Origin of the sequence: Streptomyces sp. NPDC046870 (assembly GCF_040704595.1) — a bacterium.
Lineage (GTDB): Bacteria > Actinomycetota > Actinomycetes > Streptomycetales > Streptomycetaceae > Streptomyces > Streptomyces argyrophylli.
The window spans coordinates 18,106-44,122 of the sequence record NZ_JBEYXM010000027.1; the positions used below are offsets into that span (position 1 = coordinate 18,106).

General features: G+C 72.4%; 22 protein-coding genes. 12 read left to right on the top strand and 10 right to left on the bottom strand.

All coding sequences use genetic code 11. The features are described from left to right. Positions 1-424: 424 nt before the first annotated feature. The 3 genes from AB0946_RS35225 to AB0946_RS35235 form a co-directional block, all read right to left on the bottom strand. Entirely contained in the window at positions 425-1,102 is a 678-nt protein-coding gene (locus AB0946_RS35225) for a GntR family transcriptional regulator (RefSeq protein WP_366764775.1), read from the bottom strand. 178 nt (positions 1,103-1,280) lie between these two features. Further along, positions 1,281-2,228 (bottom strand): beta-ketoacyl-ACP synthase III, encoded by a 948-nt coding sequence (locus AB0946_RS35230; protein ID WP_366764776.1) that lies wholly within the window; start codon positions 2,226-2,228, stop codon positions 1,281-1,283. 239 nt (positions 2,229-2,467) lie between these two features. Next, positions 2,468-3,796: an OFA family MFS transporter gene (locus AB0946_RS35235; RefSeq protein WP_366764777.1), complete on the bottom strand. Its 1,329-nt coding sequence runs from the start codon at positions 3,794-3,796 to the stop codon at positions 2,468-2,470. A gap of 244 nt (positions 3,797-4,040) precedes the next feature. On the opposite strand from AB0946_RS35235, the gene AB0946_RS35240 reads away from it, so the two are divergent. Genes AB0946_RS35240 through fdhD form a run of 5 tightly spaced genes read left to right on the top strand, consistent with a single transcriptional unit; the run spans position 4,041 to position 10,470 of the window. Further along, entirely contained in the window at positions 4,041-5,012 is a 972-nt protein-coding gene (locus AB0946_RS35240; protein WP_366764778.1) for a 2-dehydropantoate 2-reductase, read from the top strand. Then, positions 5,009-6,928, top strand: coding sequence for a molybdopterin-dependent oxidoreductase (locus AB0946_RS35245; protein ID WP_366764779.1), 1,920 nt, complete (start codon positions 5,009-5,011; stop codon positions 6,926-6,928). Before AB0946_RS35240 ends, AB0946_RS35245 begins: the two co-directional genes overlap by 4 nt. A gap of 5 nt (positions 6,929-6,933) precedes the next feature. Further along, a complete protein-coding gene (locus tag AB0946_RS35250) occupies positions 6,934-8,757 on the top strand; it encodes an NADH-ubiquinone oxidoreductase-F iron-sulfur binding region domain-containing protein (RefSeq protein WP_366764849.1) in 1,824 nt (607 codons plus the stop codon). After that, positions 8,754-9,614 (top strand): 2Fe-2S iron-sulfur cluster-binding protein, encoded by an 861-nt coding sequence (locus AB0946_RS35255; protein ID WP_366764780.1) that lies wholly within the window; start codon positions 8,754-8,756, stop codon positions 9,612-9,614. The genes AB0946_RS35250 and AB0946_RS35255 overlap by 4 nt, the downstream gene beginning before the upstream one ends. A 7-nt stretch (positions 9,615-9,621) precedes the next feature. Beyond that, positions 9,622-10,470, top strand: coding sequence for a formate dehydrogenase accessory sulfurtransferase FdhD (gene fdhD / locus AB0946_RS35260; RefSeq protein ID WP_366764781.1), 849 nt, complete (start codon positions 9,622-9,624; stop codon positions 10,468-10,470). A 329-nt stretch (positions 10,471-10,799) separates the two neighbouring features. On the opposite strand, the gene AB0946_RS35265 is transcribed toward fdhD, so the two are convergent. Both AB0946_RS35265 and AB0946_RS35270 read right to left on the bottom strand, forming a co-directional pair. Beyond that, the gene (locus tag AB0946_RS35265; RefSeq protein WP_366764782.1) at positions 10,800-11,321 is read right to left on the bottom strand and encodes an isochorismatase family protein; all 522 of its coding nucleotides are present in this window, start codon (positions 11,319-11,321) and stop codon (positions 10,800-10,802) included. Positions 11,322-11,340: 19 nt separating this feature from the next. Further along, positions 11,341-11,778: a MarR family transcriptional regulator gene (locus AB0946_RS35270; RefSeq protein ID WP_189886858.1), complete on the bottom strand. Its 438-nt coding sequence runs from the start codon at positions 11,776-11,778 to the stop codon at positions 11,341-11,343. 106 nt (positions 11,779-11,884) lie between these two features. Between AB0946_RS35270 and AB0946_RS35275 the strand changes: the two genes are divergently transcribed. Together AB0946_RS35275 and AB0946_RS35280 are read left to right on the top strand one after the other, a co-directional pair. Next, the gene (locus AB0946_RS35275) at positions 11,885-12,829 is read left to right on the top strand and encodes a zinc-binding dehydrogenase (protein ID WP_366764783.1); all 945 of its coding nucleotides are present in this window, start codon (positions 11,885-11,887) and stop codon (positions 12,827-12,829) included. A 113-nt stretch (positions 12,830-12,942) separates the two neighbouring features. Continuing rightward, complete coding sequence (locus AB0946_RS35280) at positions 12,943-14,808, top strand: sialidase family protein (protein ID WP_366764784.1); 1,866 nt, start codon at positions 12,943-12,945, stop codon at positions 14,806-14,808. On the opposite strand, the gene AB0946_RS35285 is transcribed toward AB0946_RS35280, so the two are convergent. Next, positions 14,758-15,771 (bottom strand): bile acid:sodium symporter family protein, encoded by a 1,014-nt coding sequence (locus AB0946_RS35285; protein ID WP_366764850.1) that lies wholly within the window; start codon positions 15,769-15,771, stop codon positions 14,758-14,760. The two genes, AB0946_RS35280 and AB0946_RS35285, sit on opposite strands and share 51 nt — an antisense overlap. Before the next feature lie 170 nt (positions 15,772-15,941). Between AB0946_RS35285 and AB0946_RS35290 the strand changes: the two genes are divergently transcribed. The 3 genes from AB0946_RS35290 (at position 15,942) to AB0946_RS35300 (ending at position 19,935) form a co-directional block, all read left to right on the top strand. Continuing rightward, a complete protein-coding gene (locus AB0946_RS35290) occupies positions 15,942-16,811 on the top strand; it encodes a LysR substrate-binding domain-containing protein (RefSeq protein WP_366764785.1) in 870 nt (289 codons plus the stop codon). Positions 16,812-17,156: 345 nt separating this feature from the next. Further along, positions 17,157-18,983 carry an AMP-dependent synthetase/ligase gene (locus AB0946_RS35295; protein ID WP_366764786.1) on the top strand — a complete coding sequence of 609 codons (1,827 nt, stop codon included), beginning with the start codon at positions 17,157-17,159 and terminating at the stop codon, positions 18,981-18,983. Between the two features lie 115 nt (positions 18,984-19,098). Continuing rightward, positions 19,099-19,935 carry an aldo/keto reductase gene (locus tag AB0946_RS35300; RefSeq protein WP_366764787.1) on the top strand — a complete coding sequence of 279 codons (837 nt, stop codon included), beginning with the start codon at positions 19,099-19,101 and terminating at the stop codon, positions 19,933-19,935. A gap of 108 nt (positions 19,936-20,043) precedes the next feature. Here the strand turns inward: AB0946_RS35300 and AB0946_RS35305 are convergent, their stop codons facing one another. Then, positions 20,044-20,655 (bottom strand): hypothetical protein, encoded by a 612-nt coding sequence (locus AB0946_RS35305; protein ID WP_366764788.1) that lies wholly within the window; start codon positions 20,653-20,655, stop codon positions 20,044-20,046. Positions 20,656-20,860: 205 nt separating this feature from the next. Here AB0946_RS35305 and AB0946_RS35310 point away from each other — a divergent pair, with 205 nt between their 5' ends. Continuing rightward, the gene (locus AB0946_RS35310; RefSeq protein WP_366764789.1) at positions 20,861-21,556 is read left to right on the top strand and encodes a glycoside hydrolase family 75 protein; all 696 of its coding nucleotides are present in this window, start codon (positions 20,861-20,863) and stop codon (positions 21,554-21,556) included. A gap of 13 nt (positions 21,557-21,569) precedes the next feature. Here AB0946_RS35310 and AB0946_RS35315 read toward each other — a convergent pair whose 3' ends face one another. Together AB0946_RS35315 and AB0946_RS35320 are read right to left on the bottom strand one after the other, a co-directional pair. After that, entirely contained in the window at positions 21,570-22,271 is a 702-nt protein-coding gene (locus AB0946_RS35315) for an SDR family NAD(P)-dependent oxidoreductase (protein WP_366764791.1), read from the bottom strand. 94 nt (positions 22,272-22,365) lie between these two features. After that, the gene (locus AB0946_RS35320) at positions 22,366-23,283 is read right to left on the bottom strand and encodes a class I SAM-dependent methyltransferase (RefSeq protein WP_366764792.1); all 918 of its coding nucleotides are present in this window, start codon (positions 23,281-23,283) and stop codon (positions 22,366-22,368) included. Positions 23,284-23,406: 123 nt separating this feature from the next. Here AB0946_RS35320 and AB0946_RS35325 point away from each other — a divergent pair, with 123 nt between their 5' ends. Next, on the top strand, positions 23,407-24,177 hold the full coding sequence (locus AB0946_RS35325; RefSeq protein WP_366764793.1) for a phytanoyl-CoA dioxygenase family protein: 771 nt from the start codon (positions 23,407-23,409) through the stop codon (positions 24,175-24,177). Between the two features lie 36 nt (positions 24,178-24,213). Here the strand turns inward: AB0946_RS35325 and AB0946_RS35330 are convergent, their stop codons facing one another. Beyond that, the gene (locus AB0946_RS35330) at positions 24,214-26,013 is read right to left on the bottom strand and encodes a glycoside hydrolase family 6 protein (protein ID WP_366764794.1); all 1,800 of its coding nucleotides are present in this window, start codon (positions 26,011-26,013) and stop codon (positions 24,214-24,216) included. Between the last annotated feature and the right edge of the window lie 4 nt (positions 26,014-26,017).

Genomic DNA, 26,017 nt, shown 5'->3' on the forward strand with positions numbered 1-26,017 from the left:
CGCTTCCACTGCCACCGCAGCCGGCCCACCACGCAGACGCACGCTCAGGTCGCAACGCGCTCGCCCCCCAAGCGCGGCCACCCCTCGGCGAGGACGCCGCCCAACTCGCGAGCCGCCCCCGCACGACCACAGCCGCCCCTCGGCGGAGGCGTCACCTCCCCGCCACTGCCACCGCGGCCGGCCCACCACGCAGACGCACGCTCAGGTCGCAACGCGCTCGCCCCCCAAGCGCGGCCACCCCTCGGCGAGGAGACCACCCAACTCGCGATCCGCTTCCACTGCCACCGCGGCCGGCCCACCACGCAGACGCACGCTCAGGTCGCACCACGCCCGCGCCCCAAGCGCGACCCCTCGGCGAGGACGCCGCCCAACTCGCGAGCCGCTCCGCGTACCACCGTGGTCGCCCTACGCGGGAGACGGACGGTCAGGTCGCGTTCCGCTCGTGGTACGAGCGCCGGGTGTGCTCGGTGTGCGCGCGCATCAGCTCGGTGGCGCGCTGCTCGTCACGGGCGGCGATCGCGGTGATCAGTTCGCGGTGCTCGCGCCACGACTGCCGGCCGCGCTGCCGGGCCACCGGCGTGTAGTACCAGCGGACCCGCCGGTCCACCTGGGCGGCGAGCCCGGCGAGGACGGTGTTGCCGGCCAGTTCCATCACCTTGGCGTGGAAGGCCGCGTTGAGGGCGACCGCACGGTCCACGTCCTCTGCCGCCACCGCCGTCTCGCCCTCGGCGCACAGCTCCTCCAACACGGTGATGCCGGCGTTGTCCGCGTGCGCGGCGGCCAGCCGGGCGGCCTCCGCCTCCAGCAGGGTGCGGACCGTCAGGAGCTGGTCGGCCTCCTCCTCGGTGGGCTCGTGCACGAACGCGCCCTGGGCGGGCCGCAGATCGACCCAGCCCTCGGTGTTGAGCCGCTGCAGGGCCTCGCGCACGGGCTGCCGGGAGACCCCGAGGTGTCCGGCGAGTTCGCTCTCCACGAGGTGCTGGCCGGGCTGGAGAGCGCGGGTGGTGATGAGTTCCAGCAGCGCCTCGTAGACGCGCTCGCGCAGCGGGCCGGGCCGTTCCAGCTTGGGCACCGCCCCCTGCGGCAGTCCGGTCGACAACATCGCGGTCCCCTCCTGGGCAGGTCTGACGCGTGGGCCCTACGCTCGCTTCGGCTCAGTATCGATTGTCTTTCGTCTACAGTCTACGGTGCACAGTATTCAGCACCCGGCGTACGGAAGCACGGGGCAATCCAGCCGAGTACCGCATATGAGCCCTCCGCGGCTCGTATGGGCACCACCGCTAGGGGCACCGCACGACCTGGCCGGCGTACGACAGGTTGCCGCCGAAGCCGAACAGCAGCACCGGATCGCCGGTGCTGAGCGCTCCGCGTTCGGCCAGCTTGGAGAAGGCGAGCGGGATGCTGGCGGCCGAGGTGTTGCCGGACTCGGTGACGTCGCGGGCGACCACCGCGCCCACGGCGCCGATCTTCTCGGCCAGCGGCTCGATGATCCGCAGGTTGGCCTGGTGCAGCACGACCCCGGCGAGGTCCTCGGGGGCCACTCCGGCCTTCTCGCAGGCCTGGCGGGCGATGGCAGGCAGCTGGGTGGTGGCCCAGCGGTAGACGCTCTGCCCCTCCTGCGCGAACCGGGGCGGCGTGCCCTCGATCCGCACGGCGTGCCCCATCTCGGGCACCGACCCCCACAGCACCGGCCCGATCCCGGGCTCACGGTCCGGACCGCACGCCTCCACCACGGCCGCCCCGGCGCCGTCACCGACGAGGACGCAGGTGCTGCGGTCGGTCCAGTCGGTGACGTCGGACATCTTGTCGGCGCCGATGACGAGCGCCCGGGTCGCGGCGCCCGCCCGGACGGTGTGGTCGGCGGTGGCGAGGGCGTGGGTGAAGCCGGCGCAGACGACGTTGACGTCCATCGCGGCGGGCCGCGGGATGCCGAGGCGGGCGGCCACCCGGGCGGCGGTGTTCGGGGAGCGGTCGATCGCGGTGGACGTGGCCACCAGCACCAGGTCGATGTCGGCGGGGGCGAGTCCGGCCGCGGCGAGGGCCTTGGCGGCGGCGTGCGCGGCCAGTTCGTCGACCGGTTCGTCGGGACCGGCGATGTGCCGGGTCCGGATGCCGACCCGGCTGCGGATCCACGCGTCACTGGTGTCGACCATGCCCGCCAGGTCGTCGTTGGTGAGCACCTTGGCGGGCTGGTAGTGACCGATGGCGGCGATGCGCGAGCCGTTCATGCCGGGTATCCCCTCGTGCCGTGGGTTGCGGGATCCACAGTCTGATCAGTGACTCGCGAGTACGGCGGCAGGTGAAGCCACAGGAATCGGGCGCCCGGGTTGTCGGCTTCGCCCAGGCACCCGGACGCCCGGCATCTCACCCGGTGAACAGCTGTGTCGCCTTGCGCACCAGCTCGTACAGGCCGTAGGCGAGGGGTGTGCCCACCCACAGCCAGGCGAGGGCGATCAGGCCCCTGCGGCTAGGCGGGCTGCTGTCGCTGGGCATCTGCGGCCTCCCTCGGGGCGGGGACGTGGTGGCGGGGGTGGACGGGGCGGACGAGTTCGCCGGCGACGAAGCCGACGACGAGCAGGCCGATCATGATGCCGAACGACAGCCCGTACAGCGACGGCCCGTGCTTGCCGGCCGCCTCCTGCCGGTCGGCGATCCAGTTGACGATCAGCGGCCCGAGGACGCCGGCCGTGGACCAGGCGGTCAGCAGCCGGCCGTGGATGGCGCCGACCTGGTAGGTGCCGAAGAGGTCCTTCAGATAGGCGGGGATCGTCGCGAAGCCGCCGCCGTAGAAGGAGAGGATCACCAGCGCGCACAGCACGAACAGCGGTTTCGAGGTGTCCCCGAACAACGCGATCAGCAGGTACATCAGCGCGCCGACGCCGAGGTAGACACGGTAGATGTTCTTGCGGCCGACCCTGTCGGAGGTGGAGGACCAGCCGATGCGGCCGGCCATGTTGGCGGCCGACAGCAGCGCGACGAAGCCGGCCGCGGCCGAGGCCGACACGGGGGTGGAGCTGTCCGCGAAGAAGTCCGTGATCATCGGCGCGGCCTTCTCCAGGATGCCGATGCCGGCGGTCACGTTCATGCACAGCACGACCCACAGGCACCAGAACTGCGGGGTGCGCACGGCCTCGCGGGCCGATACCTGCACGCCGTCGACGGCGCTCGGCCCGCTCTCTACGGGCTTCTCGGTGCGCGGCACACGGATCAGGAGGACGCCGAGGGTCATGAAGGCGGCGTACGACAGCCCGTGCACCAGGAAGGCGAGGGCGATGCCATCGTTGTCGGAGCCGAAGGACGCGAGCATCTGGGCCGACCAGGGCGAGGCGATCAGGGCGCCGCCGCCGAAGCCCATGATGGCGATGCCGGTGGCCATGCCCGGCCGGTCCGGGAACCACTTGATCAGGGTGGAGACGGGCGAGATGTAGCCGATGCCGAGGCCGATCCCGCCGACGAAGCCGTAGCCGAGGACGATCAGCCAGTACTGCTCCGTCCTGGCGCCGAGGGCGGAGATCAGGAAGCCGGAGGAGAAGCAGACGAGCGCCACGGTCATCGCCCAGCGCGGGCCGTTGCGCTCGACGAGGGTGCCGCCGAACGCGGCCGACAGGCCGAGCATCACGATCGCCACCTGGAAGGGCAGCGCGCTCTGGGTGCCGTCGAGGCCGAGCGCGGATTCGAGCGGCGGTTTGAAGACGCTCCAGGCGTAGGCCTGGCCGATGGAGAGGTGGACGGAGAGGGCGGCGGGCGGGACGAGCCAGCGGCTCCAGCCCGGGGGTGCGACAGGGGGGCTGCTCATGACGCCGGACGGTAGGGCGGGGCACGGGAGTTGAGAAGGCGGCCGTCGACCGTATGCGGTGAACGGTATGCAGGCTGCGCCCAGCGGTCGGCGGCCGCGCGGTTCCGGCAACGGCCGCCGCGGGAACCCTTGCTGACGACGACTCCATACTGTAGACAATATTTCGTCGACAGCATTCAGCCGATGTGTCACCGGCTCCCGTCGTCACCTCCGCGGTATCCCTCGAACCGAACGGAGCGTCCCTGTGAAAGTCGCAGTCCTCGGCGCCGGTGCCATCGGCGCCTACGTCGGTGCCGCGCTCCACCGCGCCGGCGCCGACGTGCACCTCATCGCCCGTGGACCGAATCTCGCGGCCATGAGGCGGCACGGCGTCAAGGTGATCAGCCCGCGCGGCGACTTCACCGCGCACCCCCACGCCACCGGCGACCCGGCCGAGGTCGGCCCGGTCGACCACGTCTTCCTGGGCCTGAAGGCCACCGCGTACGCGGCGTGCGGGCCGCTGATCGCACCCCTGCTGCACGAGCGCACCACGGTGGTGGCCGCGCAGAACGGCATCCCCTGGTGGTACTTCCACCGGCACGGCGGCCCCTACGACGGCCGCCGCCTGGAGAGCGTCGACCCGGGCGGCGCCGTCAGCGCGGTCCTCGCCCCCGAACGGGCCGTCGGCTGTGTCGTCTACGCGGCCACGGAACTAGAGGCCCCCGGCGTGGTGCGGCACGTGGAGGGCACCCGGTTCTCCCTCGGCGAGCCGGACCGCAGTGTCTCGGCGCGCTGTCTGGAGCTGAGCGGGGCGATGCGGTCCGGCGGGCTGAAGTGTCCCGTGGAGCCCGACCTGCGCAACGACATCTGGCTGAAGCTGCTCGGGAACATCTCCTTCAATCCCATCAGCGCCCTGGCCCGGGCCACCATGCGGCAGATGTGCCGGCACGGCGGCACCCGCCGGGTCATCGAGACGATGATGCGCGAGACGCTCTGTGTCGCCGAGGCCCTCGGCTGCGAGGTGGGCGTCTCCATCGAACGCCGGCTCGCCGGTGCCGAACGCGTCGGCGACCACCGCACCTCCACCCTCCAGGACCTGGAGCGCGGCAAGCCGCTGGAACTGGACGCGCTGCTCGCCGCCGTGGTCGAGCTCGCGGAGATCACCGGCGTGGAGGTGCCCACCCTGCGCACCGTGCACGCCATCTCGGACCTGCTCGCCCTGAGGAGCGCCGCATGAGGAACCGGCAACCGAAGACCTACACCCGGCTGACGCGTCCCCTGGTGCGCGACTCCCGCGACGAACCGTTCCGGGAGGCGACCTGGCAGGAGGCGCTGGACCGCGCCGCCCGGGGCCTGGAGCGCAACCGGGGCGCGTTCGGCATGTTCTCCTGCGCCCGCGCCACCAACGAGATGAACTACGTGGCACAGAAGTTCGCGCGGGTCGTGATGGGCACCCACAACGTCGACTCCTGCAACCGGACCTGTCACGCGCCCAGCGTGGCGGGGCTGTCGGCCGCGTTCGGCTCCGGCGGCGGCACGTCGTCGTACGAGGAGATCGAGCACACCGACGTCATCGTGATGTGGGGCTCCAACGCCCGCTTCGCGCACCCGATCTTCTTCCAGCACGTGCTGAAGGGCATCCGTAACGGCGCCCGGATGTACGCCGTCGACCCGCGCCGGACCTCCACCGCCGAGTGGGCGGAGAGCTGGCTCGGGCTGAACGTCGGCACCGACATCCCGATGGCGCACGCGATCGGCCGGGAGATCATCCGCGCCGGACTGGTGAACGAGGCGTTCGTCGCGCGGGCGACCACCGGCTTCGAGGAGTACCGCAAGCTGGTCGAGCCCTGGACGGCGTCCCTGGCCGAGAAGGTGACCGGCGTACCGGCCCGCGCCATCCGGGAGCTGGCCCACGCCTACGCCCGCGCCGAGCGGGCCCAGCTGTGCTGGACCCTCGGCATCACCGAGCACCACAACGGCACCGACAACGTCCGCGCGCTGATCAACCTCTCCCTGCTCACCGGCCACGTCGGCCGCTACGGCTCCGGGCTTCAGCCGCTGCGCGGGCAGAACAACGTGCAGGGCGGCGGCGACATGGGCGCCATCCCCAACCGGCTGCCCGGCTTCCAGGACATCCTCGATCCGGACGTCCGGCTGAAGTTCGAGTCGGCCTGGGACACCGTCATCCAGCCGCACTACGGGCTGAACCTGACGGAGATGTTCGAGGCGATGGAGGACGGCAGGCTGCGCGCGGTGTACTGCGTCGGGGAGAACCCGGCCCAGTCGGAGGCCGACGGCGAACAGGCCGTACGCCGTCTGAAGGCCCTGGACTTCCTCGTCGTGCAGGACATCTTCCTCACGAGGACCGCCGAACTGGCGGACGTGGTCCTGCCCGCGACCGCCGGCTGGGCGGAGACCGAGGGCACCACCACCAACAGCGAGCGGCGCGTGCAGCGGGTCCGGCGGGCCGTCACCCCGCCCGGTGAGGCCCGCGAGGACATCGACATCATCTGCGAACTGGCCGCCCGGCTGGGCCACGACTGGAAGTACGCCGGTGCGGAGGCCGTGTGGAACGAGCTGCGGTCGGTGTCCCCGGACCACTACGGGATGACGTACCGCCGGCTGGAGGAGCACCAGGGCATCCAGTGGCCCTGCCCCAGCACCGAGGGACTCGAACCCCCCTTCCTGCACGGCCGGTTGTGGGAGCAGGACCCCGGACGGCGGGGCAGGCCGGCGCCGTTCGGGCTGGTGCGGCACGATCCGCCGGTGGACCTCACCGACGAGGAGTACCCCCTCCGGCTCACCACCGGCCGGCGGCTGGACTCCTACAACACCGGTGTGCAGAGCGGCGGTTTCGCCTCCCCGCTGCGGCGCGGCGAGTACGTCGAGCTGTGCCCGGAGGACGCCGAGCGGTACGGGGTCGTCGTCGGCGAGGAGGTGCGGGTGTCCTCACGGCGGGGCTCGGTCGTGGCCCCCGTGTGGATCGACACAGCCCTGCGTCCCGGCCTCGCCTTCATGACCATGCACTTTCCCGACGAGGTCGACACCAACCGGCTGACCATCGAGGCGAACTGCCCGATCGCGGGGACGGCGGAGTTCAAGGCGTCGGCGATCCGGATCGAGAAGCTGCCCGCAGTGACCTATGTGAGGTGACCTTCGTGGACCTGCACTTCGGCGACGGCGAACCGACGGACGACGAACGCGCCGCCGTGGACGCCCTGCTGGGCCCCCCGCGGTCCGCCTGGGAGGGCGCCGACCGCACCGACGCCGACCTGCGGTGGGCGCGCGGCGGACGGGCGGCCCGCGACCGGCGCGACCTGCTGCTGCCGGGGCTGCACGCCCTCAACGACCGCGTCGGCTGGATCAGCGAGGGCGGCCTCGGCTACCTGTGCCGCAGGCTCACCGTGCCACCGGCCGAGGCGTACGGGGTGGCCACCTTCTACGCCCTGTTCTCCGTCCGGCCGCGCCCCGCGACCGTCCTGCACGTCTGCACCGACCTCGCCTGCATGGCCGCCGGCGCCGAGGAGGTGTGCGCCGGGATCGAGGCAAGGCTCGGCCCCGCCGGCGCGGTCGGCGTCGAGCGCGGTCCCTGCCTGGGCCTGTGCGAACGCGCCCCGGCCGCGCTCGCGGTCCGGGCGGGCGACCCGGTGCGGACGGCGGTGTCGGCGCCCGCGTCCGTGGCCGAGGCCGTCGACGCGGCGGGCGCGCCGGACGCGGCACCCGAGGAGCCGCCGGCCGTGGCGGCCGTGCCGCAGGCGGGAGACCCCTCGCTGACGCTGCTGCGCCGGATCGGTGCGGTGGACCCGTCCTCGCTGGACGACTACCGGGCGCACGGCGGCTACACGGCCCTGCGCCGGGCCTTCGCGCTCGGCCCGGCCGGGGTGATCCGGGAGGTGACGGACGCGGGCCTGGTCGGGCGCGGCGGCGCGGCCTTCCCCACCGGCCGCAAGTGGCAGGCCACGGCGTCCCAGCCGGACCACCCGCACTACCTGGTGTGCAACGCCGACGAGTCCGAGCCCGGCACCTTCAAGGACCGGGTGCTGATGGAGGGCGATCCGTTCGCGCTCGTCGAGGCGATCACCATCGCCTCCTACGCGGTCTCCGCGCACCGGGCCTTCGTCTACATCCGCGGTGAGTACCCGCGCGCGGTCCGCCGGGTCCAGCACGCGATCGACCAGGCCCGGGCCCGCGGGCTGCTCGGCGACGACATCCTCGGCCAGGGCTACCACCTGGACATCGAGATCCGGCGCGGCGCCGGCGCCTACGTCTGCGGCGAGGAGACCGCCCTGTTCAACTCCATCGAGGGCCACCGCGGCGAACCCCGCAGCAAACCGCCCTTCCCCGTGGAGAAGGGCCTGTTCGGCAAGCCGACCGCCGAGAACAACGTGGAGACACTGGTCAACGTCCTGCCGATCCTGACCATGGGCGCCCCGGCGTACGCGGCGATCGGCACGGCGCGTTCCACCGGGCCGAAGCTGTTCTGCGTCTCCGGCAGCGTCGACCGGCCCGGGGTGTACGAGCTGCCGTTCGGTGCCACGCTCGGCGAACTGCTGGGCCTGGCCGGGGTGCGCCCGGGGCTGCGGGCGGTGCTGCTCGGCGGGGCGGCCGGCGGGTTCGTACGGCCCGACGAGCTGGACCTTCCGCTCACCTTCGAAGGCACCCGGGAGGCGGGCGCCACGCTGGGCTCCGGGGTGGTGCTGGCCTTCGACGGCACCGTGCCGCTGCCCCGGCTGCTGCTGCGCATCGCCGAGTTCTTCCGGGAGGAGTCCTGCGGGCAGTGCGTGCCCTGCCGGGTCGGCACCGTGCGCCAGGAGGAGGCGCTGCGCCGGATCGCGGACCGCACCGGCGCCGGCGCAGCGGACGACGTCGCCCTGCTGCGGGAGGTCGGCCGGGCGATGCGGGACGCCTCGATCTGCGGCCTGGGACAGACCGCGTGGAACGCCGTGGAATCCGCCATCGACCGTCTGGGGGCCTACACATGACCGCGATACCTGTCGGGGTGCCGCGCCGGCTGGTCGAGTTCACGCTCGACGGGCAGGAGGCCCGGGTCCCCGAGGGCGCCACCGTCCTCGACGCCTGCCGGGCCGCGGGCAAGGACGTCCCGACGCTGTGCCAGGGCGACACCCTGCGCCCCAAGAACGCCTGCCGGGTGTGCGTGGTGGAGGTCGAGGGGTCGCGGACGCTGGTGCCGGCCTGCTCGCGCCGGGCCGAGCCCGGCATGGAGGTGCGCACGGACACCGAGCGCGTCCGGCACAGCCGCAAGATCGTCCTGGAGCTGCTGGCCTCCTCGGCCGACCTGTCGACGACACCCCGGGCCGCCGAGTGGATCAAGGAGTACGAGGCGAAGCCGGACCGTTTCGGCCCCGGCGCGGCCCGCCTGAACGACGAACCGAAGATCGACAACGAGCTGTACGTACGCGACTACGCCAAGTGCATCCTGTGCTACAAGTGCGTCGACGCCTGCGGCGACCAGTGGCAGAACTCCTTCGCCATCTCGGTCGCCGGGCGCGGTTTCGACGCGCGGATCGCCGTGGAGCACGACGCGCCGCTGACCGACTCGGCCTGCGTCTTCTGCGGCAACTGCGTCGAGGTGTGCCCGACCGGGGCGCTGTCCGCCAGACGCGAGTTCGACCTGCGGGCGGCCGGCGACTGGGACGAGTCCCGGCAGACGGAGACGACCACCGTCTGCGCGTACTGCGGGGTCGGCTGCACCCTCACCCTCCATGTGCAGGACAATGAGATCGTGAAGGTCACCTCGCCGCACGACAACCCGGTGACCCACGGCAATCTCTGCATCAAGGGCCGATTCGGCTACCAGCACGTACAGAACCGGGGCTGATCACACCATGGGACGAGTCACGGAACGACGCAAGGTCCTCCGCATCCGCGACGGGGCGGTCTCCACCCGGCCGGACACGCTCGTCGCCGAGGAACCCCTGGAGATCCGGCTGAACGGCAAGCCGCTCGCGATCACCATGCGCACCCCCGGCGACGACTTCCCGCTGGCGGCCGGCTTCCTGGTGAGCGAAGGAGTCCTCGCCACGGCGTCCGACCTGCAGAACATCGTCTACTGCGCCGGGGCGACGGCGGACGGTTCGAACACGTACAACGTGGTCGACGTGAAGACCGCGCCGGGCGTCACGCTCCCCGACTTCACACTGGAACGGAACGTCTACACCTCCTCCTCGTGCGGACTGTGCGGCAAGGCCAGCCTGGACGCCGTCCGCACGACCGCGCGCTGGCCCATCGCCGACACTCCCCCGCTCCGGGTCACCCCCGAACTCCTGGCGAGCCTGCCCGACCGGCTCCGGGCGGCCCAGCGGGTGTTCGACCGGACCGGGGGCCTGCACGCGGCGGCCCTGTTCAGCGAGGACGGGGAACTGCTGGACACCCGCGAGGACGTCGGCCGGCACAACGCGGTCGACAAACTGGTCGGCCGGGCCCTGCAGAACGACGCCCTGCCGCTGTCCCGGACCATCCTCATGGTCTCCGGCCGGGCCTCCTTCGAACTGGCGCAGAAGGCCGTGATGGCGGGCATACCGGTGCTCGCGGCCGTGTCGGCGCCGTCGTCGCTGGCGGTCGACCTGGCCGCGGAGACGGGGCTGACCCTGGTGGGCTTCCTCCGGGGCAGCTCGATGAACGTGTACGCGGGCCAGGACCGGATCGCCCTGCGGGAGGCGGCCGCCCAGGGCTGACCGGCCCCCCGCGACACGGCGGCGGGGCCCCGCCCGGCGGGGAGCGCCCCCTGCGCCCGCGGGGCTCCGTCACTACTTGCTTCGTTCGCCTCCGGGGGCGCCTCAGCCGGCATCGAGACCACGATCGTGCTCAGCGCTCCGCGGCCGCCCCCATTGCTTCGTTCGCCTCCGGGGGCGCCTCAGCCGGTGTCGAGACCACGATCGTGCTCAGCGCTCCGCGCCTCCGCGCGTTCGCGGTCTCGACACCGGCGCGCCCCCTGCGGCTCTCTTCGCGGCCGACGCGTGGGGACAGCTGCACTCGGTGGGCCCTTGCCCTTTGTGGGGGCTGTTCAGGCGAAGGTGATGTTCGTCGACCTCGTCACCGTGCCCAGTCTCGGGAAGTCGAGGCGTACCGATGCCTCGTGTTCGGCCGCGGTGAACGCTGCCATGGTGTCCTCGGCGAAGACCAGGTCGTAGCCGAGGTCGGCGGCGGCGCGGGCGGTGGACTCGACACCCAGGTTGGTGGCGATGCCGCCGAGCACCAGGGTGGTGACGCCGCGTTCGCGCAGCCGCTCGTCCAGGCCGGTGCCCTGGAAGGCGCCGAGGGTCCGCTTGACGACCTCCAGGTCGCCGTCCCGGAGCAGGCCGGGCACCAGACCGCTGCCGGGCGGCTGTTCGGCGACCGCGGGGCGCTCGACCCGCACGAGGACGACGAGGGCGCCGGCGCGGCGGAAGGTGGCCGCCAACTCCTTCGCGGCGGCGAGCGCCGCGGTGCCTGCGCGGGGTTCCAGCGGCAGCGCGACGATGCGGTCCATCAGGTCGACGAGGAGGAGGGCGGTGCGCTGCGGATCCAGCACGGGAGCTGCGGTCATGACGGAACGTTAGCCGCCGTCAGCCGTCCGTGCCGGAAATCCGGATCAACAGGCCCATGAACTGATCACGTTCGGCGGCCGACAGCGGGGCGAGCAGTTCGTCGTTGGCCTCGCGGGCGGCCTTCTCGCAGCGCACGAGGAGACGGGCGCCCTCCTCGGTGAGGGACACGGCGTTCTTGCGCCGGTCGCGGGGGTCGGGGGCGCGCTCGACCAGACCGGCGGACTGCAGGTCGTTCAGGATGCCGACGACGTCCTTCGGGTCGAGGCGCACGCCACGGCCCAGGTCCGCCTGGGCGACCGGTGCGAGGTCGCGGACGGCGGAGAGGACGACGTGGTGCCACATCTTCAGCCCTTCCGCCGCGAGCGCCTCGGCGACCAGGGCACGGCCCCGCGCGGCGGCCCGGCCGAGGAGCCAGCTGGGCAGGGAGCGGATCGCGGGCAGGGGTGCTTCGGCCATGACGGCAGCCTAGCCGAAGAATCATTGGACTTCCCAATGAATCTTCCCCTACCGTTGGGACTCCCAACGATTGCGGTGCCGGGTGCGCCCGGCCCAGGAGGTTGCGATGCGTCGCGTCCGGTACGAGTCCACCGGCGGCCCCCTGTTCGTCGAGGAGGTGCCCGTCCCCGTGCCCGGCCCCGGTGAGCTGCTGGTGCGCTGCGCGGCCGTCGGCGTCACGCTGCCGATGGTCCGCAAGGTGACCGAGGCCGCAAAGCCGGTGCCGCTGGGGGGCGAGGTCGCGGGCGAGGTGGTGGCGGCCGGCGAGGGCGTGACCCGTTTCCACCCCGGCGACCGGGTGACCGGGCTGTGCTTCGGGCACGGGTACGCCGAGTACGCCCTGCTGCACGAGGCCATGGCCTCACCGGTGCCGGACGGCGCCGGCGCCGTGACCGCGGTGGCGCTGGTGCGCAGCGGCCTGGTGGCCCGGGGGGCGCTGGAGGCGGGCCGGCTCGCGCCGGGAGAGTCGGTCCTCGTCACGGCGGCGGCGAGCGGCGTGGGCCATCTCGCGGTGCAGCTGGCGCGGGCGCTGGGCGCGGGGCGGGTGCTGGGGGCCGTGTCCGGCCCGGGGGACCCCCAGGCCGTGCCCGGCCGGACCAAGGCGGACTTCGTGCGCTCGCTCGGCGCGGACGACTGCGTGCGGTACGGCGACGACTCCTGGGGCGATCCCGTCGACTGCGTCCTGGACGCCGTCGGGGGCGACCTGCTCACCCCGGCCCTCGCCGCGCTCGCCCCGCACGGCCGCCTGGTCGCCTACAGCTCCGGTGGCGGCACCGTCCAGGCGTACGACCTGCTGGTCGGGGCCAAGTCGGTGATCGGCTTCCAGATGGCGCTGATCGCCCGCGGCCGGCCGGAGCTGTACGAGCGGTGGCGGCGGGAGCTGTGGCGGCTGTTCGCCGAGGGCGCCCTCGAGCCCGCCGTGCACGGGGAGTTCGCCCTGGAGGACGCGGCGGCGGCGCACCAGGTGGTCACGGGCCGGGCCAACCTCGGCAAGGTGGTCCTGCGCCCCTGAGCGTCGCACGCTTCTTGTGACCCGCGCCACTGCCCACTACCGTTCGGAGGACGCACGACGGACGTGGGATGTCCGGATGTCCGCATATTCGATGGTGGAAGGGCAGGTCGTCCGTGCTGTCAGGTCTTCGTGCCCGTCTCGCGGCCACGCTCGTCACCGCCGCCGGCCTGTTCCTGCCCTTCCTCCCCGCCCATCCGGCGCACGCCCAGCCGGCGGGCGGTTCCCCGGCGTTCGAGCAGCAGGTGCTGTTCAAGGCCGCCCAGGACCCCGGGTACGCGTGCTTCCGGATCCCGGCGGTCGTCAGGGCGGCCGAAGGCACCCTGCTGGCGTTCGCCGAGGGCCGGGTCCTCAACTGCGGGGACGCGGCCGACATCGACATCGTGCTCAAGCGCTCCACCGACGGCGGGCGCACCTGGGGTCCGTTGCAGGTGGTCAACGAGGGCGCCGGCGACACCCACGGCAACCCGGCGCCGGTCGTGGACCGCGCCACCGGCCGGGTCTGGCTGGCGGAGACGTACAACACGGGCCGTACGGACAGCGCCAGCTGCACGGTCCCCTGCGACCGCACCCCGCACCTGCAGTACAGCGACGACGACGGCCGGACCTGGTCACCGCCGCGCGACCTGAGCCCCGAGATCCTGCCCGCCGACTGGAACTCCTGGTACGCCACCGGTCCCGTGCACGGCATCCAGCTCACCCGCGGCCGGTACGCCGGGCGCCTTGTGTTCGGGGTGAACACCGAGACCTGGGACGGCAGCCGGGTCACCGCCAACCACGCGGCCCTGATCGTCAGCGACGACCACGGCGGCCACTGGCGGACCGGCGCCACCGACAGCCGGCCCGTCGCCGCCGACGGCACCTTCCGGCAGAAGCCCTCCGAGCTCACGCTCGCCGAGCGCGGCGACGGCTCGGTCCTGGTCAGCGGCCGGGAGCAGGACGGCACCGATCTCGGCCACCGCACCCAGGCCGTCAGCCGCGACGGCGGGAGCAGCTTCACCGCGCCCTTCCGCGACCTGCCGGATCTGTACACCCCGCAGGTGCAGGGATCGCTGCTGCGGCTGGGCGACCGCCTCCTGCTCGCCTGCCCCGGCGATCCCGACCGGCGGCGCACGATGATGATCCGTTCCTCCTACGACGGCGGCCGGACCTGGGACGGTGTCGACCGCGGCACGGTGGTCACCACGGACTGGTCCGGCTACTCCGACCTGGTGCGCGTCGGCTCCGGCACGGTCGGCCTGCTGTACGAGGGCGGCGCGGTGGACGCCCGCGACGAGATCCGCTTCGCCCGCTTCACCGAGGACTGGCTGACCCCGCGCCGCGGCCCCGACCCGGTCACCGCCGACCTCGCCCCGCACGCCCGGCCGGCGGCGGTGCTGGGCGGGCCGGAGGAGACGGACGGGGTGTCCGGGGGCGCGCTGGAGTTCGACGGCACCGACGACGCCGTACGGCTGCCGTACCGCACCGGGCTCCCGCTCGGCACGAAGGACTTCACGGTGTCGCTGTGGTTCCGGTACGCGGCGACGGCCGGGGAGCAGCCGCTGCTGTGGATGGGCGGGACCGGCACCAGCCAGCCGCAGGTGTGGTTGCGCGGGGAGCCGGCGGACCACCGGGTGCGGGGGCTGATCACCGTGCGGAACGGGGCCGCCGCGCCGCAGACCGTGGCCGTGCGCACGGACACCGCGTACAACGACGGCCGGTGGCACCACGCCGTGCTCCGCCGCGGCGGGGGCCGGCTGTCGCTGTCCGTCGACGGTGCGCTGTCGTCCGCCGCCGACGTGCCGGGCTCCGTCAGCCGCAACTCCCCCTTCGGGGTGCACCTCGGTCAGCGCATGGACAGCCGGGCCTTCCTCACCGGCGCGCTGGACGAGGCGCGCGTCTGGGACCGGGCACTCACCGACGCCGAACTCGCCGACCCCAAGGTGCTGCGCTCACCGCAGGACACGGTCCTGTGGCTGCCCCTCGACCGCGTCCGCGGCTGACGCGCCGGCCGTGTCCGCGGCCTCCGGGTCACGGGCGCGCCGCTTGGCGATGACCGCGCACACCATCAGCTGCATCTGGTGGAAGAGCATCAGCGGCAGGACGGCCAGCGAGGCGTGGCTGCCGAACAGGACGCTCGCCATCGGCAGCCCGGAGGCGAGGGACTTCTTCGACCCGGCGAACTGGATGGCGATCCGGTCCTCCCGGCCGAAGCCGAGCGCCTTGGCGCCGTACCAGGTCAGTACGAGCATCACGGCCAGCAGGACGGCCTCGACGCCGAGCAGTCCGGCCAGCCGCACGGGGCTGACCTGGTGCCAGATGCCCTGGTTCATGCCCTCGCTGAACGCGGTGTAGACGACCAGCAGGATCGAGCCGCGGTCGACCAGCCCGAGGACCTTCTTGTGCCGGGTGACGAACCCGCCGATCCAGCGCCGCAGCAGTTGCCCGGCGAGGAACGGCACCAGCAGCTGGAGCACGATCTTCACCACCGAGTCCGCGGAGAACCCGACCGCCTCACCGCCGAGCAGCCCCGCCGCGAGCAGCGGCGTGAGGACGATGCCGGCGAGGGAGGAGAAGGAGCCGGCGCAGATCGCGGCGGGCACGTTGCCCCGGGCGATCGAGGTGAACGCGATGGACGACTGGATGGTCGACGGCACCAGCGTCAGGAACAGCAGGCCCTGGTAGAGGGGCTGGGTCAGCAGGACCGGCACCAGTCCGCGTGCGGCCAGCCCGAACACCGGGAAGACGACGAAGGTGCAGGTCAGCACGGTGACGTGCAGCCGCCAGTGCTTGAGCCCGTCCAGCGCCTCGCGGGTGGACAGCCGGGCGCCGTAGAGGAAGAAGAGGAACCCGATCGCGGCCGTGGAGGCACCCGAGGTCACGTCGGCCGCGGTGCCCCGGGCCGGCAGGAGCGCGGCGAGACCGACCGTGCCGAGCAGCAGCACGATGTACGGGTCGATCGGCATCCAGGTCGGCCGGCGCAGGCGTTTCACGGTGCTCCGATTGCTGTGGGTGACGTGCGGTCGCGGGCCCGTGGGGCCCCTCTCGATTGTCCTCCTCGGGACGTTGATCGGGAATCCCGGATACCGCTCTGACTGTCATCATGTTCCGCGATGACCGCGCTAGGCTCGGCGTCGTGTACGAACCGACCCACCTGCGCACCTTCCTGGCGGTCGCCCAGACGCTGAGCTTCACGCAGGCCGCCCGGCGGCTGGGGCTGCGCCAGTCCACGGTCAGCCAGCACGTGCGGCGGCTGGAGGACGCGGCCGGACGGCAGCTGTTCTCGCGGGACACCCACGCGGTGGAGCTGACCGAGGACGGCGAGGCGATGCTGGGGTTCGCCCGCCGCATCCTGGAGGTGCACGAGCAGGCGACGGCGTTCTTCACGGGCACGCGCGTGCGTGGCCGGCTGCGCTTCGGGGCCTCGGAGGACTTCGTCCTGACCCGGCTGCCGGAGATCCTGGAGGCGTTCCGCTACGACCATCCGGAGGTCGACCTGGAGCTCACGGTCGAGCTGTCCGGCACCCTGCACGAGCGGCTGGCCGCCGGGAAGCTCGACCTGGTGCTGGCCAAGCGGCTCCCACGGGATCCGCGCGGCGAGCTGGTCTGGCGGGACGACCTGGTGTGGATCGGCGCCGAGCGGCTGCGGCTGGATCCCGACCGGCCCGTTCCGCTGATCGTGTACCCGCCGCCGGGCATCACCCGGGCCCGCGCGCTGGAGGTGCTGGAGCGGCAGGGCCGTGACTGGCGGATCGTGTGCACGAGCGGCAGCCTCAGCGGGCTGATCGCGGCGGCCCGCGCCGGTCTCGGGGTGATGGCCCACTCCCGGCGGCTGATACCGCCCGGCCTGTTCCGGCTGCCCGACCGGGCCGGCCTGCCCGAACTGGGCAAGGTCGACTTCGTCCTCGTCCACGGCCACCGCCGCGGCCCGGCCGAGGCCGCCGCGGACGCCCTGGCGGCGGCGGTCCTGGCGGGCGGCGAGCGACTGCGCCGCAGGAGCGACTGACCCACGGCCCGGCCCCGGCCGGCACGCGGCCAGGCCGGCAGGGACGCGGGAGGGCACGTCGTGGCGGCCCCCGGCCGAGGCGTGTCCGGGGCCGTGGCACGTGCGCGGGGCCGTAATCGGCGCGTACAGATTCGGTGGAGATTACGGCACCGAAACTTACTGACTGGTCAGTAGTTGTGTCCGGCCCTTCCCCATGTGCGGGCATTTCAGGGCCGCCGCCCAGGCGGAACGTGAGGTTTGCTCGGTTTCCGCACCCCTCCCGCGCACCGACCGGGTGGGGTAGCTTTCACGGCGCTGTGCGGTGCGTGGACCAACGTCACTGAGGCGCTAACACGGGGAGCGAGGTTGCGCGAGTTCACCAACCCTCCGTTGGCGTCGCCGTCGCCGGTGGGCGGTCTGGCAGACGTCGTCTTCGACCATGCCCGGACCGACCCGCTGCACATCGCGCTCGGCCGCAAGGACGCCTCGGGGCAGTGGCGGGACGTCACGGCCGCCGAGTTCCGCGACGAGGTCATGGCCCTCGCCAAGGGGCTGCTGGCGTCCGGCATCCGCTTCGGCGACCGGGTCGCGATCATGTCCCGCACGCGCTACGAGTGGACCCTGTTCGACTTCGCCCTGTGGACCATCGGCGCCCAGGTGGTGCCCGTCTACCCCACGTCCTCGGCCGAGCAGTGCTTCTGGATGCTCTACGACGCCGAGGTGGCCGCGGCGATCGTGGAGCACGAGGACCACGCGATGACCATCGCCACCGTCATCGACCGGCTGCCGCGGCTGCGCCGGCTGTGGCAGCTGGACGCGGGCTGTGTGCAGGAGCTGTACGACGCCGGGGCGCACCTGGACGACGACGTGGTGCACCGGCACCGCGAGGCGGTCACCCCGGACTCGGTGGCCACCGTCATCTACACCTCCGGCACCACCGGCCGGCCCAAGGGCTGCGTGATCTCCCACGGCAACTTCATGTTCGAGGCGGACACGGTGATCCAGCGCTGGGAGCCGGTGTTCCACTCGAAGAAGGGCGACGAGGCGTCGACGCTGCTGTTCCTGCCGCTGGCGCACGTCTTCGGCCGGATGGTGGAGGTCGCCGCGATCCGCGGCCGGGTCCGCTTCGGGCACCAGCCGCAGCTGCACGCCGCCGCCCTCCTGCCCGACCTGGCCGCCTTCCAGCCGACGTTCGTGCTCGCGGTGCCGTACATCTTCGAGAAGGTGTTCAACGCGGCCCGCCGCAAGGCCGAGAAGGAGGGCAAGGCGGGGCCGTTCGAGAAGGCCGTCGACATCGCTGTCAGGTACGCGGAGGCGGTCGAGGCGAAGGCGTGGGGCACCGGGCCCGGCCCGTCGGCGGGACTGCGGATGCAGCACCAGCTCTTCGACAAGCTGGTGTACGCGAAGGTCCGGGCCGCGATGGGCGGCCGGATCCGGAACGCGATGTCGGGCGGATCGGCGATGGACCGCCGGCTGGGGCTGTTCTTCGCGGGCGCCGGCGTGCAGATCTACGAGGGGTACGGGCTGACCGAGTCGACGGCCGCGGCGACCGCCAACCCGCCCGAGCGCACCCGCTACGGCACCGTGGGCCAGGCCATCCCCGGCATGACCGTGCACATCGCCGACGACGGGGAGATCTGGCTGCGCGGCGCGAACGTCTTCCAGGGGTACCTGAACAACCCGAAGGCCACCGACCAGACCCTGCACGACGGCTGGCTCGCCACCGGCGACCTCGGCTCCCTGGACGAGGACGGCTATCTGACCATCACCGGCCGCAAGAAGGAGATCCTGGTGACCTCCGGCGGCAAGAGCGTCTCCCCGGGCGTGCTGGAGGAGCGGGTGCGCGAACACCCGCTGGTCAACCAGTGCATCGTCGTCGGCAACGACCGCCCGTACATCGCGGCCCTGGTCACCCTCGACCAGGAGGCGGTCGAGCACTGGCTCCAGATGCGCGGCAAGCCGAGGATGACCCCGGCCGAACTGGTGCACGACCCGGACCTGGAGACGGAGGTGCGGCGGGCGGTGGTCGCCGCCAACACCCTCGTCTCCCAGGCCGAGTCGATCCGCACCTTCCGGATCCTGGCCCAGCCGTTCACCGAGGAGCACGGCCTGCTGACCCCGTCGCTGAAACTGAAGCGGAAGGCCATCGAGAAGGCGTACGCGAACGAGGTCGAGGCGCTCTACCGCAGCTGAGCGGGGCGGTGCGCCGGCCGGTCGCGGCGGATTCCGCGGTCAGGAATGCGGAGCGGCCCGTGATCGTTGACCATATGCGTACCACCTTGTCGACAACCGAAGGATCAAGAGGCTCGTGAGCAGCAAGGTCCCCCCGATCATCCTCAACAACGGCGTCGAGATGCCCCAGCTGGGCTTCGGCGTCTGGCAGGTGCCGGACGACGAGGCCGAGCGGGCCGTCGCCACGGCGCTGGAGGCCGGGTACCGCAGCATCGACACCGCTGCGATCTACGGCAACGAAGAGGGCACCGGCAAGGCCATCGCCGCCTCCGGCCTGGCCCGCGAGGACGTCTTCGTCACCACCAAGCTCTGGAACGGCGACCACGGTTACGACTCCACCCTGCGCGCCTTCGACACGTCGCTGGAGAAGCTGGGGCTCGACTACGTCGACCTCTACCTGATCCACTGGCCGCTGCCGTCCCGGGGTACGTACATCGACACCTACAAGGCGTTCGAGAAGCTGCACGCCGACGGCCGCGTCCGCGCCATCGGCGTCTCCAACTTCCTCCCCGAGCACCTGCGGCGGCTCATCGAGGAGACCTCGGTCATCCCCGCCGTGAACCAGATCGAGCTCCACCCGCACCTGCAGCAGCGCGAGGCGCGCGAGTTCCACGCGGAGCAGGGCATCGCCACCGAGGCCTGGTCGCCGCTCGGCCAGGGCCAGGGCCTGCTGGAGGTGCCGGCGATCGTCGCCATCGCGCAGAAGCACGGCCGCACCCCGGCCCAGGTCGTGCTGCGCTGGCACATCCAGCTCGGCAACATCGTGATCCCCAAGTCCGTGACGCCGTCCCGGATCAAGGAGAACATCGAGGTGTTCGACTTCAGCCTGGACGACGAGGACCTCGCCGCGATCAGCGCGCTCAACGAGGACCGGCGCCTGGGTCCCGACCCGGCCGTCTTCGACGTGGGCTGACCACCGGGCGCGAACGGACGCCCCGCACCACCCGGCACGGCCGTGCGCCCCGCACCGCGGCGGGGTGCACGGCCGTGTGCCGCCCGGCACCCGGCGGCGACCTGGCGCTCAGCCGTAGCGCACGTCCGCGTGCACGACCTCGAACTCCTCCAGGGCGACCACGTCCACGTGCGCCTTGGCCGCCGCGGCGTGCCGCAGGCCCGCGACGGCCGCGCGCGAGGCGGCCATGGAGGCGCGGTCGACGAACAGGGAGCCGGTCAGGCCCCGTCCCCGTTCCCGGTCGATCAACAGGGTCGTCTCGGCGAGTCCGGGCAGCGACTCGGACCTCGGCACCACCGTGGCCCGGAAGGTGTCGACGACCAGATCGGCGTCGCGCGGATCGAACTCCATGCTGGTGACGCGCACTCCGCCGCCGTGCCGCGGGTGCCTGACCTCGTGGAGCACGGCGGCCTCGTAGTTGGCGACCGCCATCGTGCCGGCGAAGGGCTCCAGGAGCCCCTTGCGCCGCTCGCGCATGACTTCGTCGCTGTTGCGTCGCGCCTCCTCGGTCTCCCACCAGCTCACCGTGAGGAGCTTGCCGAGTTCCCGGTCCGCGAACACGCCCGCGCCCCGGTATCCGGGGCGCTCCTCCAGCAGGTCCCGCCCCTCGCTGTTCACCGACCGGATGGCCGCGTCCAGCAGTGCCGGATCACCGGTCGCGTACACCGCACGGACGAACATGAGCCTCACCTCCGGGGAAGGGACCTCGGACAGCGCCGGACAGAGCAGGACATATCCGTCTCGTCCAGTCTCACCTCCGAGGGAACTCACCGCAATACGCACAGGTTTCGGCCGTTCGCAACACCAGGGTTGACGGGGGCATGGCGAACAGGTCACCGTGTACGGCACCCGGTAAGGAAACTTTCCTAACAGAAGGGTCCCCCACATGCGTTCCCGTACCCTCGGCCTCGCCGTGGCCTCCGGCACCGCCCTGCTCGCCGCCGGCCTCCTGCCCGCGCACGCCTCCGCAGCCGCCTCCCCCAAGTCCGCGCAGGAGGGCACGGTCAGCGCCGCCGACCTGCTCGCCAAGGTGACGTCCTGTTCGCAGATCTCCAGCGGCAAGTACCGCACGGACGAGGAGACGTCGGCCACGGTCCCGGTGTGCGGCAAGAACGGCGCGGTGTTCTGGAAGGCCGACATGGACATCGACTGCGACGGCCAGCGCACCACCAACTGCAACGAGGACCGCGACCCCTGGTACCAGGACGACACCGCCTTCCACCAGTCCGACGGCAAGCCGCTGAAGGCGGAGACGCTGCCGTACGTCGTCGTGCCCAGCACCAGCAGCATCTGGAACTACTCGAACGCCGGCATCAAGGGCGGCGGTGTGGTCGCCGTCATCTACAACAACAAGGTCGAGTACGCCGTCGTCGGCGACACCGGTCCCACGCAGATCATCGGCGAGGCGTCGTACGCCACCGCCAAGGCGCTCGGCATCGACCCGGACCCCGCCACCGGCGGCGCCGACTCGGGCGTGACCTACATCCTGTTCAAGAACTCCAAGGTCTCCCCCATCGAGAGCCACAGCGCGGCGGTCTCCCTCGGCGACCAGCTGGCCAAGCAGTTCATCGCCAACAACTGAGGCGGGGCATCCGTCAGTTGGGCTGGCCCAGCGGACGGATGACGACGGTGTTGACGTCGACCCCGGCCGGCTGCCGGATCGCCCAGACCACCGAGTCGGCGATCTGGCCGGCGGTGAGGAGGTGCCCCGGGGGCAGGCTGCCGTAGCCGTCCCAGAAGGGGGTCTCCACCCGGCCGGGGGCGACCAGGGTGACACCGATCCCGAACTCCGTGACCTGGCGCCGGGTGTTCTCGGCGAGACCGGTCACCGCCCACTTGGTGGCGCCGTAGAGATTGCCCGGGGTGTTCACGAACCCGGCGACGCTGCCGACGAGGACGATTCGGCCGCGGGTCTCCTTCAGCGCCTCGACGCAGGCGCGGACGAGGAGTGCGGGGCCGAGGACGTTGGTGAGGACCATCTCGGTCCAGCCGGAGGGGTCGCCCTGCGCCACGGAGTCATGGGTGGCGACGCCGGCGTTGGCGACGACGGTGTCCAGCCGGCCGAACGCCGTGAGCGTGCGGTCGACCGCGTGCCGCACGTCGTCGTACGCCGACGCGTCCCCGGCGACCGTCAGCAGTCCCTCGGGGTCGCCCAGGCTCCCGGCGAATTCCCGCAGCCGCCGCTCTGTGCGCCCGGTGACGGTGACCCGGTGCCCGGCGTCCAGCAGCTGCCGCGCCACGGCGGCGCCGATACCGCTGCCCCCGCCCGTGATGAGCGCGACCGGAGCGTCGTTCATGAGGTCCCCCTGTGTCGTGTGTGTCCCGCGGTGTCGAAGACGCCCGGAGTCCATCACTTGGAGACCACTCGAAGTCAAGCCCCGCCACAAGGCCCTATCCCCGGCGGACCGCCGTGTGCACGGTGTGCGCGGCAAGGACGAACACGTCCGGCCGTACGTGCACGCTCGCCGGGTCGGACGGGTCGAGCAGCCGGTCCAGGGTGGCGCGGTCCTCGGCGTCCAGCGCGTCGCCGAAGCCCTCGCGCAGCCGGGACAGGTGCGCGACGACGTAGGCGCGGCCCCGGTCGGTGACGGGGGCCGGCAGGTCGAGCAGGAAGGTGCGGGTCCCGGCGTGCTCGAGGCCGGCTGCGGTCAGCAGGGCGGGCCAGTCCTCGGTCTCGGCGACGGAGCCCGGCAGACCGGCGCGCATCCGGCCGAACCACTCCTCCTCCAGGGCGTCCAGCCGTGCCTGCAGTCCGGGGCGGCCGATGCCGATGTCCCGGGGCAGGAAGCGGGAGGGCAGACCGCCCTCCTGGAGGGCGAGGGTGCCGCCGGGGGCGAGCCGCTCGGCGAACGCGGCGAGCGCCGAACGCTGGTCACCGAGGTGGTGCAGACTGCGGCCGGCCCACAGCAGGTCGGCCGGGTACTCCAGCTTGTCGAGTACACCGGGCAGGTCACCGGAGAGGGTGTCGAAACGGTCGGCGACGCCCCGCCGGACGGCCCGGGCGCGGGCGCGCTCCAGCAGGGGCTCGGTGGCGTCGACGGCGACGACCCGGGCCCCGGGGAACGCCTCGGCGAACAGGCAGGAGACCACTCCGGGCCCGCTGCCCGCGTCCACGATCAGCCCCGGCTCGGTCACCTCCCGCGCGAGCCACGCCATGGCCCGCTCGTACACCGGGGCGAACAGCTCCGCCTGCGCCTCCAGCAGGGGACCCATCCCGTTCCAGTCGATGTCCGTGCCGTGGTGCCGGTGCCCGTGGCCGTGCCCGTGGCCGTGCCGGTGCCCGGTGTCGTGGTGGTGGTCGTGCGCCATGGTGGTCAGCCTCTCTTCCGGATGCGGTCAGGGTGCGACGGCACGCGGGACGGAGGCCAGCGGTGTTGCCGATGCGGCAAAAACCGGGTGCGTCCTGGCAAGGTCACCGACGACCATGGCCCCATGGACGACAACCTCACAGCGCGCTTCGTCGAGGACGGGTTCGTGAAGATCGAGGGAGCCGTCCCGCCCAGGGTCGCCGCGGACTGCGCGCGGTTGCTGTGGCGGGAGACGGGCTACGACCCGGAGGACCGCGCCACCTGGAAGGACCCGGTGGTGTGGGTGGGCGGCATGGCCCAGGGACCGTTCGCGGCGGCGGCCAACTCCCCGGTGCTGCACGACGCGTTCGACGCGCTGGTGGGCGCGGGGCGCTGGGAGCCGCGCTACTCGCTGGGCACCTTCCCGCTGCGCTTCCCGCACCCTGGCGAACCGGACGACGCCGGGTGGCACATCGAGGGCAGCTACCTCCCCGAGGGCCAGGAGCACTACCACACGAACCTGCGCTCCCGGGACCGCGCGCTGCTGATGCTGTTCCTGTTCAGCGAGGTCACGCAGGACGACGCCCCGACCCGGATCCGGGTGGGGTCGCATCTGGACGTGCCCGCGGTGCTGCGGCCGTACGGCGAGGCGGGGGCGTCCTTCCTCGAGCTGGGCCCCCGGGTGGCGGCGGCCTCGGCCCACCGCCCCCTGGCCCACGCCACGGGCCGCCCCGGTGACGTCTACCTCTGTCACCCGTTCCTGGTGCACGCGGCCCAGCCGCACCACGGCACCCGGCCCCGCTTCCTGGCGCAGCCCCCGCTGCTGCCGGCCGTGCCCTACGAACTGGACCGGCCGGACGGGGCGTACTCACCGGTGGAGCGCGCGATCCGCCGGGGCCTGGCCGGTGCGGTCTGAACCGCTGCGGTCCGGCCCCGGCGGACGCTCACGCCGTTACGGCAGCGGCGGGTAGGCGTTCTGCATCAGCTGCTGGAACTGGGCGGAGAACCAGTGCCCGGCCAGCGGCGAGTTCGGCAGCGCGCCGGTGGGGTTGTTGCCGTTGCGGGCGTTGCCGCCGTAGGTCGGGTCGCACATCCGGTCGAAGCCCTTGCCCTCGTCGTTGGAGATGGCGGAGCTGGCTCCGTCGGACTCCCCCGGGGGCTTGACCCAGACGTAGGCGTCGATCCCGGCCGCCGGGGCGGCGGTCGGCCGTTCGCCGAGGCCGGCACCGCTCTGGTTGCACCAGTTGCCGGCGTGGAGCCGCCGGTCGACACGGCTGCCGTTGACGTAGTCGTCGACGGAGGTCAGCGGGCCGGACTTGGTGGGCCGGGCGGAGCCGCCCCAGCCGTTGCGGGAGGTGTCGATCAGCATGCCGAGGTTGCTGTTGAACCCGGACGCGACGAGCTTGTCGTGCAGTGCCTGGGCGAAGGACTGCTCGTCCACGTACTGGTTCCAGTCGACCCACTTCGACTGGCGCACGGTCTGCCCGTTGACGCTGTCGGTGACCTTGAAGTACGGCTCCTTGGTGGCGCTGTAGTTGGCGGTGTTGACGATGAAGCCCGTCACGTCGTTCACGCTCGCGCCGTTGGTGGTGGCGACCTTGTAGAACTCCTGGACGGTGGGCCCGAGGTTGGAGTCCCAGCCGAGCCAGGCGTGGTGGCCGGCGTCGATGTAGTTGTAGACGTTCGGGATGGCGCCCAGCTTGTCGAGGGCGTAGCTGACGCCCTTCTCGTAGTTGCCGTTGGCCTTCATGGTCGCGCAGGCGTCGGTGCTGCCCGCGGTGCCGCCCGCGTTGGTGACCAGGTTGGGCAGGGAGTCGGGTTCGATGACGGTGGCGATGCGCAGGCCCGCGTACTTGGCGTCGGAGAGGATCGACGCGATCGGGTCGATGTACTGGCTCTTGTACTTGTCGATGTCGTTCGGGCCCAGTTCGCCGTTGGAGGCCAGGGCGGAGCAGTCGCGGCCGGGCAGGTCGTAGATGACCAGCTGGACGACGAGTTCGCCCGAACCCTTCTGCTTCAGCGCCTCGTCCAGGTGGGCGCGCAGGCCCATCCCGCCGTTGACGCCGTTGATGGCGGCGATCCGGTCGAGCCACACGGCGGTGGGCTGGTTGGCGACGCGGCTGCCGCCCGGTTCGGCGGCGGCGTGCGCCGACCACTCCGGGTTCACGTAGCCCTTGGCCCCGGCGTAGGGGTTGTCGACGCGGTTGCCGGTGTCCCCGCCACCGCCTCCGCCGCCCGTGCTCCCGCCGGTGTCTCCGCCGGTGCCGCCACCGGTGCCGCCACCGGTGTCACCGCCGGTTCCCCCGCCGGTGCCGCCGCCACTGCCGCCGTCCACGTTGCAGGTGACGCCGTCGAGCGTGAAGGTGGCGGGGACGGAGTTGGTGCCGCTGAACGTGCCGTTGAAGCCGAAGCTGACCGTGCCGCCGGTCGCGAGCGCGCCGTTGTAGCTCTCGTTGGCCGCGGTGACCGCGGTACCGCTCTGGCTGATCTTCGCGTTCCAGCCGTTCGTGACCTTCTGGGTGCCGCCGTACGACCACTTCAGCGACCAGGCCGACTTGGCGGCGCCGTTGTTGGTGAGGGTCACGGCGGCGGTGAAGCCGGTGTCCCACTGGCTCTGGATCTTGTAGTCGACGGCGCAGGGCGCGGCGGCGACGGCGGCGCCCGAGCCGCCGGGCAGGGCCGCGAACGCCGTTCCGGAGGCTCCGGCGAGCAGGCCCAGGGCCACCAGCAGTGTTGTCTTGGTACGACTCATGAGT

Bases quoted from the DNA above. Each gene is read 5' to 3' on its own strand.
- AB0946_RS35310 (WP_366764789.1), top strand. From the start codon at position 20,861: ATGCGTTCCCGTACCCTCGGCCTCGCCGTGGCCTCCGGCACCGCCCTG.
- AB0946_RS35305 (WP_366764788.1), bottom strand. From the start codon at position 20,655: ATGTTCGTCCGTGCGGTGTACGCGACCGGTGATCCGGCACTGCTGGAC.
- AB0946_RS35325 (WP_366764793.1), top strand. From the start codon at position 23,407: ATGGACGACAACCTCACAGCGCGCTTCGTCGAGGACGGGTTCGTGAAG.
- AB0946_RS35235 (WP_366764777.1), bottom strand. From the start codon at position 3,796: ATGAGCAGCCCCCCTGTCGCACCCCCGGGCTGGAGCCGCTGGCTCGTC.
- AB0946_RS35285 (WP_366764850.1), bottom strand. From the start codon at position 15,771: ATGCCGATCGACCCGTACATCGTGCTGCTGCTCGGCACGGTCGGTCTC.
- AB0946_RS35270 (WP_189886858.1), bottom strand. From the start codon at position 11,778: ATGGCCGAAGCACCCCTGCCCGCGATCCGCTCCCTGCCCAGCTGGCTC.
- AB0946_RS35315 (WP_366764791.1), bottom strand. From the start codon at position 22,271: ATGAACGACGCTCCGGTCGCGCTCATCACGGGCGGGGGCAGCGGTATC.
- AB0946_RS35255 (WP_366764780.1), top strand. From the start codon at position 8,754: ATGACCGCGATACCTGTCGGGGTGCCGCGCCGGCTGGTCGAGTTCACG.
- AB0946_RS35330 (WP_366764794.1), bottom strand. From the start codon at position 26,013: ATGAGTCGTACCAAGACAACACTGCTGGTGGCCCTGGGCCTGCTCGCC.
- AB0946_RS35320 (WP_366764792.1), bottom strand. From the start codon at position 23,283: ATGGCGCACGACCACCACCACGACACCGGGCACCGGCACGGCCACGGG.
- AB0946_RS35230 (WP_366764776.1), bottom strand. From the start codon at position 2,228: ATGAACGGCTCGCGCATCGCCGCCATCGGTCACTACCAGCCCGCCAAG.
- AB0946_RS35225 (WP_366764775.1), bottom strand. From the start codon at position 1,102: ATGTTGTCGACCGGACTGCCGCAGGGGGCGGTGCCCAAGCTGGAACGG.
- AB0946_RS35245 (WP_366764779.1), top strand. From the start codon at position 5,009: ATGAGGAACCGGCAACCGAAGACCTACACCCGGCTGACGCGTCCCCTG.
- AB0946_RS35275 (WP_366764783.1), top strand. From the start codon at position 11,885: ATGCGTCGCGTCCGGTACGAGTCCACCGGCGGCCCCCTGTTCGTCGAG.
- AB0946_RS35265 (WP_366764782.1), bottom strand. From the start codon at position 11,321: ATGACCGCAGCTCCCGTGCTGGATCCGCAGCGCACCGCCCTCCTCCTC.
- fdhD (WP_366764781.1), top strand. From the start codon at position 9,622: ATGGGACGAGTCACGGAACGACGCAAGGTCCTCCGCATCCGCGACGGG.